10 protein-coding genes are annotated in these 10,672 nt (G+C 59.2%); 1 reads left to right on the top strand and 9 read right to left on the bottom strand.

The window, feature by feature from the left end:
- From G113_RS15625 to G113_RS15665, 9 genes are all read right to left on the bottom strand, one after another.
- On the bottom strand, positions 1 to 719 hold a 719-nt coding region (locus G113_RS15625), incomplete at its 3' end, for an HAD family hydrolase (RefSeq protein ID WP_005906592.1).
- 2 nt (positions 720 to 721) lie between these two features.
- Positions 722 to 1,735, bottom strand: a complete 1,014-nt coding sequence (locus tag G113_RS15630) for a BatD family protein (RefSeq protein WP_005906593.1) — start codon at positions 1,733 to 1,735, stop codon at positions 722 to 724.
- Positions 1,732 to 3,258: a VWA domain-containing protein gene (locus tag G113_RS15635; RefSeq protein ID WP_005906594.1), complete on the bottom strand. Its 1,527-nt coding sequence runs from the start codon at positions 3,256 to 3,258 to the stop codon at positions 1,732 to 1,734. The genes G113_RS15630 and G113_RS15635 overlap by 4 nt, the downstream gene beginning before the upstream one ends.
- The gene (locus tag G113_RS15640) at positions 3,255 to 4,232 is read right to left on the bottom strand and encodes a VWA domain-containing protein (protein WP_005906595.1); all 978 of its coding nucleotides are present in this window, start codon (positions 4,230 to 4,232) and stop codon (positions 3,255 to 3,257) included. Before G113_RS15640 ends, G113_RS15635 begins: the two co-directional genes overlap by 4 nt.
- Positions 4,225 to 4,665, bottom strand: coding sequence for a DUF4381 family protein (locus G113_RS15645; RefSeq protein WP_005906596.1), 441 nt, complete (start codon positions 4,663 to 4,665; stop codon positions 4,225 to 4,227). Before G113_RS15645 ends, G113_RS15640 begins: the two co-directional genes overlap by 8 nt.
- Entirely contained in the window at positions 4,666 to 5,571 is a 906-nt protein-coding gene (locus G113_RS15650) for a DUF58 domain-containing protein (protein ID WP_005906597.1), read from the bottom strand.
- Positions 5,571 to 6,575 (bottom strand): AAA family ATPase, encoded by a 1,005-nt coding sequence (locus G113_RS15655; protein WP_005906598.1) that lies wholly within the window; start codon positions 6,573 to 6,575, stop codon positions 5,571 to 5,573. Before G113_RS15655 ends, G113_RS15650 begins: the two co-directional genes overlap by 1 nt.
- A gap of 2 nt (positions 6,576 to 6,577) precedes the next feature.
- Positions 6,578 to 7,864, bottom strand: a complete 1,287-nt coding sequence (locus G113_RS15660; RefSeq protein WP_040319302.1) for an anaerobic sulfatase maturase — start codon at positions 7,862 to 7,864, stop codon at positions 6,578 to 6,580.
- Between the two features lie 49 nt (positions 7,865 to 7,913).
- Positions 7,914 to 9,449 carry an arylsulfatase gene (locus G113_RS15665; protein WP_201765024.1) on the bottom strand — a complete coding sequence of 512 codons (1,536 nt, stop codon included), beginning with the start codon at positions 9,447 to 9,449 and terminating at the stop codon, positions 7,914 to 7,916.
- A gap of 681 nt (positions 9,450 to 10,130) precedes the next feature.
- Here G113_RS15665 and G113_RS15670 point away from each other — a divergent pair.
- Positions 10,131 to 10,672, top strand: a 542-nt coding sequence (locus G113_RS15670; RefSeq protein WP_005906601.1) for an MFS transporter, incomplete at its 3' end; no start/stop codon positions are given.

The following is a 10,672-nucleotide window of genomic DNA, read 5'->3' on the forward strand; positions in this document are numbered from 1 at the left end:
GGTTTCGCGGCCTCGTCATCGTAATAGGCCCCCTTCATGGTCTTGCGGATCTCGCTGCCCTGTTTGGTGATGGCAAAGTCGCTCAAGGCGAAGGAGCCAATCACCTGCTCAGGTGCGATGCCATACATCTGCTCGGCGAATACCCGCATGAAATCAATGCCGCCGCCGGAGACAATCCAGGTCTTGAAACCGTTATCCCGCAAGTAATCAAGCAGTTGCTTCATGGGCAGATAGGCCAGCTGGTCATAATGGCAGCCAAAGCGGGGGTGCTGGCTGGTATCCAGCCAATGGCGAACCCGCTTGGCATATTCCTCTGTGGTCATGCCGCTGTGGGTCAGGATCATCAGCTGCATCAGCCCTTTCTTGCCCGACTTGACCAGCGCCTTCATGTCATTGTCCAGCACCGCCTTGACGACGGGGTCTTTCTGCCATTCTGGGTGATCGGGAGCAAGGCGCTTTATCTCGTCGATGGCAAACTGCACCTGGAATGTCAGTGGCGCCTCCGGCCAGAGGGTACCGTCGTTGTCAAAAACCACGTAACGCTTGTTGGCCGGAATGAAGGAGCTGCCACCCGCTTGGGTCGCGCCAGCCACCCAGCTTTGGATGGACTCCTTGGCCGCCGTATCTTGCCAGGCCGAGAGAGGATCAGGGCCACTTTCGGCACTCGCGCAAAACGCCGTGCCCAGGATCAGGGTGCCGAGTATGCGGTTGAAGTTCATTGTCATTTCTCCTTCGTCGTCGGGATGAGTTCGGGTAAGGGAACAGGATCCCAGAAACATTTGATGGCGGCCTGGGCAAAGCGCCAAGAGCGCCAGATCGAATGGCGCGCCAGGTATCCGGCGCAGGCCAGGATAATAAGCACTGAGGCTAGCAGCAGGTACCGCCAGGGATGGGAAAGAGCCGAGGCACGCAGCGCGGCTTCCCGGCCGGCGGCCCGTGGCGCCCCGACCTGATATTCGGTGCCGGGCAGCTCAGCCAATTGCCAGGCTTGCCGCTCGGTATCCCACCATCTCAAGGTGAGCGCAGGCAGAGTGACTGTACCTGGCTCCATGGGTAAATAGCGCAGGCGCTCTTCACGCTGCCCGCCAAGAAAGTCACCCCGCCCGGCCTCCAGCAGCCCACTCACCGGGGAGAGTCGCTGGGTGGGCGTGCCCTGGATGGCATAGAGCAGCTGGGGGATCTGGGCAGGCACGGCCCCTTCGGCTTTCACCATCACCCGGCGCTCTATCGCGTCACCGGCATGCAGGCTGTCGCCCTCTCCCGCACGATAAAGGGCTATCTGCTGCGTCAGCGTCACCTTGCTGGCGGGCAGAAAACGATCCGGCTGCCGGACGTCCGAAGGCCAGACGACCGGGTGTGCGATGGCTGGCAACTGCATCGTGCGGGGGGGCTGTCCCGCCGAGGAGAGGGTCACCTCCAGCGGCGGGAACCTGAGCGTGCCCTGATCCCAGGCGGCCACCAGTTTCTCCAGCCGAATGCCACTCCAGCTTTTTCCTCCCTCCTGGCGCGTCAGTAACTGGTTGGGCAGCGGCGTGGTCAGCAAGGTGCCATTCTCGACGACAATCTCCGGCCAGCTCGGTGGCGGATTGAACCAGGAGTCGGTCCAGTACGTGATGGCAATGCGCAGCGGTTGGCCCGGCACCACCTGGGCAGGCGCCACCAGCTCACGGCTGATGCTCATCTCGCCAAATCCAGGAAAGCTGATGACCAGCAGTAGCAATAACCAGCGTCTCATTGACCCTCCTGCGCATCGGCCTGATAGAGATTACGCAGCAAACCGGCGGGAGAGAGCTGCACATTGTCATACCACTGCTCCAGCTGAGGATTGGCGCTGCCACCAGGCTGAATGTCCTGCTGATTGACCCCCTCTCCCTTTTTCAAGTCATGCTTGATCTCATCGGGATCTATCCCCTCTTGCTCCTCTTGGGACGCCTCTCTGTCCCGCTCTTTCTTGCGCAGCTGCATGATGATGTTGGCTATCTTGGCGCGATTGTCTTGCGCCATCTCCCACTCGGGGCGCAGGCTGAGCGCCTGATCATAACTGTCGAGCGCCGCTTGCCAGGATTTCTGCTGGGCATAGCTGTTGCCAAGCCAGAGCAGGGACTCCGGTGTCGCTGGCGCCTGACGAAAGGCGGTCAATGCCGCCGCATAATCCTCGGCAAAATAGTTGGCGATCCCCCGGCGCAAGGGGTCCTCAAACTGCTGCGCCGCCTCGGCATAATCATGACGGTCGAAGGCAAGCTGACCTTGTTGATCCCCCGTCAGCCACCAGTTGAGCCAGGCCGCTTCGCTGTGGCCGGAGTAGAGGCCGAGCGGCAGGGCCACCAGCACCGCCAAAAACAGCTGTCGTCGCCCAAAGAGCAGCAATCCCAAGATGGGGATCACCAGCCAGTAGCCGCCGTCTGCCCATTTCAGATCCTGACGCGCATTGCTCTGTGCCTGTACCGCATGGGCTATGTTGCCCGAGATGGCAGCAAGATCCCCATCATCCGCGCTGGCCAGGGTGACGGGAATGCCGGCATCTCGCAGGGCCATGAAACGCTCGACATCGAGCCGGGTATCTATTCCTCGCTCGGCATATGCAGCAGGCATGGTGCCCCCCCGCTCGGTGCCCACGGCCCAGATCTGCACGGGGATCTTGAGCTGGCTCAAGAGGTCTGCGTCTTCGGCGCTCATGGTATCCGCGACCAGAAGCAGACTGTTGACCCCCTGTTGCGTGTCAGGCAAGTTCTTCTGCGCCAATGCAATGGCTTGGCGCAGTGCAGACCCCTCTCCCTGTGGCATCAGCGTCGGGCTCTGTGCCTCGAGGAAGAGGGAGAAAAAGTCCGGATCCTGGGTCAGGGGCGTGGTCAGGTACGCCGAGCTGTCATAGACGATGAGTCCAAAACCGGTGCCGGGGGAGCGCGACACCAGCGACATTATCTTGTGCTGCATCCGCTGATGGCGACTGGGGGTCAGATCTTGTGCATACATGGCCAAGTCCTGCTGAAAGATCACCATGACGCTGCTCTGCGGCGACAGGGCGGCAGGCAACTGCTTTTGCCAACTCGGTCCCGCCAGCCCGAGCACGCCCAGCGCGCAGAGCAGCGGCAACAGTTGCAACAGGGGCTTTGCACGCCCGACGATCAGCGCCTCGGCCACCGGCTTGTCCATGATCTGATACCAGGTGCTGCGTGCGTGGCGGACCACAAACCAGAGAGCCACACAGAGCAGCAAGCCGAGCAGGTGCCAGGGGTACAGGAAGTGAAAGTCGCTCATGCCTGCCTCTTCTGGTAATAGGTCATCAGGGGCGAGATCAGCAGGAGCAACAGGGCCAATAGCAGCGGCCACTGATACAGGGGGATCTGCCAGGACCAGCCCAGGGTTTTCACCTGTACCGGCGTCAGTTCATCAATGGCTTGCCATACCCTATCGAGGGCGGCTCCCGTGCGCGCCGCTTGCCAGCTGCGTCCACCCGTGATGTCGGCGACTTGCTGCAGCAGCGCCAGATCGACCTTGTCATCCTCGCCGCTGTGTTCGTCACCAAAGGCGATGGTGTGGATCCTTACCTGATGACTGGCGGCCAATTTGGCCGCCAGGGTCGGCGCCAGTTGCGAGGCGGTGTCATTGCCATCCGTCAGCAAGATGGCCAGCTTGCTGGTGTCGCCATCTGGCGCCTTGTCGAGCATCTTGACCGCAACCCCGATGGCGTCACCAATGGCGGTCTGCTCCCCTATCATGGCTGGCGAGAGCTGGGTGATACGCGCCTGCAGCGCCTGCTTGTCCGCACTGATCGGCGCAAACGGGTAAGCGCTGCTGGAAAAAATAACCAGCCCTATCCTGTCTTGCTTGCGCACCGCGACAAACTTGGCGACAGAATCCTGCATGGCTTTGAGGCGAGTATCCCCCCCTGGCAGGTCGTTCTTTGCCATGGAACCCGAGACGTCGAGGATCAGCACCATGTCTCGCATCGGCTTGGTGATGTGTTGGGGCGGGGTCAACAACTCAGGTCGCGCCAGCGCACAGACCAGCAAACCCCAGATGAACCAGAACAGGAGACGCTGCCACCAACCGGACTGCGGGGGCGCCGCCTTGAGGTTCAGTTCCGCAATCAGATGAGGGAGAAAGGGCACCCGCACATAGTCGGTCAGCGGCCGCTCTTGCGGCAGCAAGAAGCGGCCGATGAGCGGCAGCAATATCAGCAACCATGCCCAGGGCCAGGCAAAATCGAAGCGCGACAGCCAGTCAGACATGGGGCAGACTCCTTAACCAGGCCGCAATCTGCTGGGCCAGCCGGGCGTTTTGCTCGGCGGAGAGCTGATTGCCCGGTTGGCAGTATCTTTCGCACAACAGGGCGCGCAACGCCTCGTCGAGGGGCACATCGGCCAGCAGCTGCATCGGCGAGAGGGTGTGGGCGATGTCGGCGCGCGGCCTGTGCATGAGCAAGATGCGCTTGATGAGGATTATCCAGCCATCGGCATCTTTCAGGGTGGGGAGCAACAGGTTTGCCTCACGTCGCCACAGATTGCGCCGCCAGCGGGCAGTACGCGTGATCAAGAGCACGAACAAGGCGAGCAGCAGCAAGGTCGCCAACAGGTACCAACCCGGGGCCTGTGGCAGCCAGGAGACGCTGGCAGGGAGAGACGGATGCAACAACCCGGGTACGGCAAAGCCTTTCTCAAGCATTCATGCCCCTTTCTGGAGTTGCCGGACCAGATCCTGGCTGGTCACTATGTGATGGACCCTGGCTCCCAGTCTGGCCAGGCGCAGCTCCTGCTCCGCCAGCCGCTGGGTGATGGATTGCCGGATGTCGTGCTGCATGGCCGAAGAGAGGACGACGCAGGCATCGAGCCCCTGATAGCGGGCACTCAGGGTGCCCTGGGCGGGGAGGCGCAGATGGAGATCGTCATAGACCACGAAAGCGTTCAGCTCGCAGCGGCGCTTGATCCCCGCTAGGATGGCTTCACATCTGGCATCCAGATCATGAAAATCACTGATCATCGCAAACCAGGCCCCCGGCGGGATCAGGCGGGAGACCTGCTGCAGCACCTCGGCCAATGCCTGCTCTTTCGGGGGGTCATCGGGGTAGCGCTGCACCAGGGCCTGATTGAAGCGACTGATATCGTCGATCACTCGCCCCAGATTCTGCTTGGGGGAGCGGCAAGGGTGGATGGCCAGTTCGTCATCGTTGAACACCACCGCTCCCAGTCGGTCGCTGTCATGCCAACTGCGCCACGCGAACAGGCTCGCTATCATGGCGGCCGCGACCGACTTGGTTTGGCCCTGGGTGGTGAAATACATGTCCAGCCGTTGATCGATCAGCAGGAACACCGGCCTCTCCCGCTCCTCGTCATAGAGGCGGACCCAGGGGGTACGCAATCGGGCGGTGGCCTGCCAATCGATGAGGCGCACATCATCCCCGGGTTGATAGCGCCGCAGCCCTTCAAAGTTGAGCCCGCGCCCCTGCTGACGGGAAACCCTCTCCCCGGCAAGCGCCCCAGGGGCAAGCCGCTCGGGGACGTTGCTGAGCAGCTTGGCCTCCCCCGCCAGCGCCATCAGGGTCGCGGTATCGATGCTGAGTACTGGCACCATCAGGCAACCACGGTATCGAGCAGCAGGTTGATGGCGTCATCAGCCGTGAAACCATCCGCATTGGCCTGGTAACTCATCTGCAATCGGTGACGCAGCACGGCAGGGGCAATCTCCTTGATATCTTGCGGCAAGACGGCATCGCGCCCCGCCAGCCAGGCGTTGGCCCGGGCACAGCGATCCAGGGCCAAGGTGCCCCGCGGACTGACGCCGAGGCTGATGTAGCTCGCCAAATCGTCACTCACCCCCTGAGGATGACGGGTCATCGCCACCAGATTGACGATGTAGTGCTCCATGGCCGGGGCGACATGGACTCGGGATATCTCCTGCCAGCAAGCCTGCAGGTCTGCCTGTGCGATCAGTCTGTCTGGCACCTCGGGCTGAGCACATTCGTTACCGATGCTGGCGCCGTCATACTTATCCCGCTGCTCAGTCCTGACCAGTTGCATCACCCGCTGTTCGTGCTCTTTCGAGGGATACTCCACCAGCACCTTCATCAAGAACCTGTCCAGTTGTGCCTCTGGAAGCGGCCAGGTCCCCTCCTGATCGACCGGGTTCTGGGTGGCCAGCACCATGAACAGCCCGGGTAGCGGCCAGCTCTTGCCGGCCACAGTGACATGGCGCTCCTCCATCGCCTCGAGCAGGGCGGACTGCACTCGCGCCGATGCCCGGTTTATCTCATCGGCGAGGATGATGTTGCCAAACACCGGACCGGGTCTGAACCTGAACTGCTCTTGCGCCGTGGTTGCATGCTGCTGGTAGATTTCGCTGCCGGTGATGTCCGATGGCAGCAAATCGGGGGTGAACTGGATACGGCTATATTCCCCCTCGATGTTGCGGGCCAGTTCACGTACTGCGCGCGTCTTGGCCAGGCCCGGCAACCCCTCCAGCAACACATGTCCGTCACAGAGCAAGGCGATGATGAGCATCCGGACCAGCGCCTCCTGCCCGAGCACTTGCGCATTCATGCGCAGCTCAAGCTGGCGCAGCTTCTCTCTGTGGCTCATGGCTAGCGCCCCTGTTCATTCTGCAAAATGGTCGCAATTCCCACGACCATGGGCTGGGCATAGTCGAAGAAGGCCTTGATGCCCGGGCAGAGGTAGTTGAGGCCCAGTTCGCCATCGGGGGCACGGACGATGCGGTTCTTGGGACACTCCCCCCAGCACAGCTTGAGATAAGGGCAAGCCTTGCAATAGGCGGGCAAGGTCTCTTTCTTGCCAAAACCGAACGCCTTCTGGCGCTCGGAAAAGGCCATGTGGGCCAGCTTGGTTGTCTCTATATTGCCAAGCTGATACTCCGGGTAGACATAGTGATCGCAGGAATAGATATCGCCGTTCTTCTCGACGGCCAGCCCCTTGCCGCAAAACTCCGACGTGATGCAGATCTGTGCTGGCATGCCCATGGTCTGGGCCACCGCCGTTTCGAACAAGTTGACCTGAACCCGGCCCAGATCGTTGTTGACCCACTCCTCGAACACGGCGATCAGAAAACGTCCCCAATCATCGGGATCGACCGACCAATCGGTCACGATGGAGTCCAGATCACCAGGTTTGGCACGGCGTGAACCCGTCACTGGAATACTGTCATCCTGCCAGAATTGCGGGGCGGTTGACTTGAAGTCGACCGGCTCCACACAGGGATTGAACTGGATGTAGGTGGCGCCCAGTTCCCGAGTCAGAAAACGATATACCTCGAGTGGAAAACGGGCGTTGGTGCGATTGATGGTCACCAGGGCATTGAACGGCACCTGATGGCGCTTGAGCGCGGCCACCCCTTCCATCACCTTGTCAAAAGTCGGCTTGCCACTGCGGGTCAGGCGATATCTGTCATGTAACTCGCGGGGCCCGTCAATGGACAGGCCCACTAAAAAATGGTGTTCCTTCAAGAATGCGGCCCACTGATCATTGATCAGGATGCCATTGGTTTGCAGGTCATTTTCGATGCGTTGACCCGGCTTCTGATATTGCTGTTGAAACTTGACGACCTTGTGGAAAAACGCCAACCCCATCAGCGTGGGCTCGCCCCCTTGCCATGAGAAGACGACCTGCTCCCCATCCTGGCTATCGATATATTGGCGAATGAAATTTTCCAGCACCTCATCACTCATGCCGGTATGGCGATCCTGATGTAACAAGGTTTCTTTGTGCAGATAAAAACAGTAGGTGCAGTCTATGTTGCAGGTTGAGCCAGTCGGCTTGGCCATTACATGAAAACGCCGCACCCAAGCTGGGCCCTTGCCAAGGTATTTCTCCGCAGACGCCAACGCTTTAACAGGCAATGTAGTGCTGTGCTTCATAATGCTCCCTAAAGAGGGGGTGGGGAAAATCCCCACCCGAATACATCAATCAGTTGTTCTTGGAGCCATTCTCAATCAGCGCACTGACATCAGAGATGGTGAAACTGCCCGCCTTCTGCCGTGGCGGGAACTCCTCGAAGCTCTTGATCATGTCCGTTGCATACTTCTGTGCACCGCCCAGCAGATAGAGGCGATCATAGAACCAGGTGTTGTAGCCAAAACCATCAGAGCCTTTTTCCAACGGATCCACTGCCAGATCAAACAGCATGGGCACCCGCAGTTTGGTGAACGGATAACGCCACACATCGAAGCCGGTGTGCTCCTGGATCATGAAGTGTGCTTTCCAGCGACCATAACGCATGGCCAGCAGATCGCCGTCATCACTCCAGTAGAAGAACTCCTTGCGCTGACTCGGCTCCTTCCCTTGCAGATAACCAAGCTGGTTATAACCATCGAGATGGACCTTGTAGGTCATAGCCGACGTCTTGTATCCCTTGAGCAGCTTGTCCTTGATATCAGGCTCGCCCGCTGCGGCCACCAGGGTCGGGAACCAATCGTTGCTGCCGAAGATATCGTTGATCATGGTGCCCGGCTTGATGTGCCCCGGCCACTTGATCATGGCTGGCACCCGGAAGCTGCCTTCCCAACCGGTGTTCTTCTCACCGCGGAAGGGCGTAAAGCCGCCATCGGGCCAGGTGGCCGTCATGGGGCCATTGTCCGTGGTGTAGAGGACTATGGTGTTGTCTTCGATACCCAGGTCTTTGATCTTCTTCAAGACCTCACCAATCATCTTGTCGTGCTCGACCATGCCATCTGCGTAATCACCCAGGCCTGTCGCGCCCTTGCTGGCATCTTTCAGGTGAGTCTTGTTGTGCATGCGGGTGGTGTTGAACCAGGTGAAGAAAGGTTTCTTGGCTTTGACCTGACGCTCCATGAAGTCGTTATTGGCCGCCAGCGTCTCTTCATCGACGGTGCCCATGCGCTTGATCGTGAGCGGGCCAGTATCTTCAATCTTGCCATCGGCACTGCTCTTGATGACGCCACGCGGGCCGAACTGCTTGCGGAAGGCAGGATCTTTCGGGTAATCCGAGTTTTCCGGCTCCTCTTCCGCATTCAGGTGATAGAGGTTCCCCAGGAACTCATCAAAACCATGGGCGGTCGGCAAGAACTCGTCGCGATCACCGAGGTGATTCTTGCCGAACTGACCGGTCGCATAACCCAGCTGCTTCAGCACGTTCGCTATGGTCGGGTCCTCTTTTTGCAATCCCTGAGGGGCTCCGGGCATCCCTACCTTGCTCATCCCGGTGCGAAACGGCATCTGGCCGGTAATGAAAGAGGAACGGCCAGCCGTCGAACTCTGCTCAGCGTAATAAGACGTAAACTTGGCGCCTTCTGCGGCAATGCTATCAATGTTCGGGGTTTGGTAGCCCAGCATACCCTGGTTATAGGTACTGAGATTCCAGTAACCGACATCATCACCAAAGATTACCACTATGTTGGGTTTGCCCTTGTCTTGCTCTGGGGCGGTTTTGGGCGCATCGGCAGCATGTGCCGACGAGGAGGCACCAAATGCCAGCGTCAGCATGCTGGCTATCAAGGTCCTTTTGGATGGTAGGCTGTTCAGCATTCTCATGACTCCATTTTTTAGAAGGTCGGTCTCAGTGTATAAACAAATCAACTTGGGATGGTTATTTCTGTTTATAAAACACACCGTTTCAGCCACTCAGCATACGAAAGTGCCACATTAAAATGAGCACCAACACAAGGGATTTACTCCAACAGGTTCGATGCATCGTTGGATCCCTGCTCGGCGCTGGTGCTCATTTTTATGCTTGCAGCGTATGACGACGTTGTGATGGCAACACTGTCATACCATGTCACAAATGAGCCACCATCAACCATGATACAGCCTGAACCAGGAGTCACTTATGACGCCCCTGCTTTGGGATAAGCCTCCCAAAAGCGTAAAGGAAGCGTCTGGAGGTTGGGGGTCGCCGGGCGGTTCAGACCGCCGCAAGGGGTAAACCGCAGGTCAATCCAGTTGGCAGGACCCGGGTTGTCGAACAAGAGTCCGTGTGACGCAGCTTTAGGGATGTGACCGAGATTAACTAATACAAATAAAAACAATTATCATTTGTTGTCATGAAAAAAATCCTCGGATAGAATTCGGGCTCCTTTGCTCGAGAAGACTCTTGTGATCCCTAAGCTCCACAGTGCCAACCCATCGGCCGTCATACATTTGGCGCTATTAATCAATATGTTATCTATGGGTAGCATGATGATGGTGATGCCGCTTGGGACGGACCTGGTGCTCTCTCTGGGCATGGCCCCCGAACTGACAGGTTACTTCAGTGGTGGCGCGACCCTGGGGGCGGCCCTGGTGGGACTCCTCGCCGCCCCCTGGCTGGATCGCTTCAATCGACGCCCAATTCTGCTGCTGCTGCTGGCCCTGCGCTTCACCCTCTTGATCGCCTGTGCCCTGGCGCAGAGCAGCCAGCAACTGCTTGTCCTGTTTATCCTCTCAGGCTGCGTCGCCGGTCCCCTCTCCGCCATCCTAATGGCGGCGGTACTGGACCTGGTGCCAACCGCCGAGCGGGGTCGCAAGCTGGCTTATGTCGGCATGGCCTTTTCCCTGGCCGCCATCCTGATAGTGCCGCTCTCCCTGACACTCTCTCAATGGTCAGGCTGGCAGAGCCCCTTCCTGCTGCTCGGCGGCGCTGGTCTGCTGCTGATGCTGGCCGCCAATGTACTGCTGCCCTCCCTGCCGGTAAAACAGGAGCGAGCCTGGCCGGGATCTGGCATCTGTTA

Source organism: Aeromonas molluscorum 848, from assembly GCF_000388115.1.
Taxonomy (GTDB): Bacteria; Pseudomonadota; Gammaproteobacteria; order Enterobacterales; family Aeromonadaceae; genus Aeromonas; species Aeromonas molluscorum.

Coding starts and splice junctions, on each gene's coding strand:
- G113_RS15630 (WP_005906593.1), bottom strand. CDS start 1,735: ATGAGACGCTGGTTATTGCTACTGCTGGTCATCAGCTTTCCTGGATTT.
- G113_RS15635 (WP_005906594.1), bottom strand. CDS start 3,258: ATGAGCGACTTTCACTTCCTGTACCCCTGGCACCTGCTCGGCTTGCTG.
- G113_RS15640 (WP_005906595.1), bottom strand. CDS start 4,232: ATGTCTGACTGGCTGTCGCGCTTCGATTTTGCCTGGCCCTGGGCATGG.
- G113_RS15645 (WP_005906596.1), bottom strand. CDS start 4,665: ATGCTTGAGAAAGGCTTTGCCGTACCCGGGTTGTTGCATCCGTCTCTC.
- G113_RS15650 (WP_005906597.1), bottom strand. CDS start 5,571: ATGGTGCCAGTACTCAGCATCGATACCGCGACCCTGATGGCGCTGGCG.
- G113_RS15655 (WP_005906598.1), bottom strand. CDS start 6,575: ATGAGCCACAGAGAGAAGCTGCGCCAGCTTGAGCTGCGCATGAATGCG.
- G113_RS15660 (WP_040319302.1), bottom strand. CDS start 7,864: ATGAAGCACAGCACTACATTGCCTGTTAAAGCGTTGGCGTCTGCGGAG.
- G113_RS15665 (WP_201765024.1), bottom strand. CDS start 9,449: ATGCTGACGCTGGCATTTGGTGCCTCCTCGTCGGCACATGCTGCCGAT.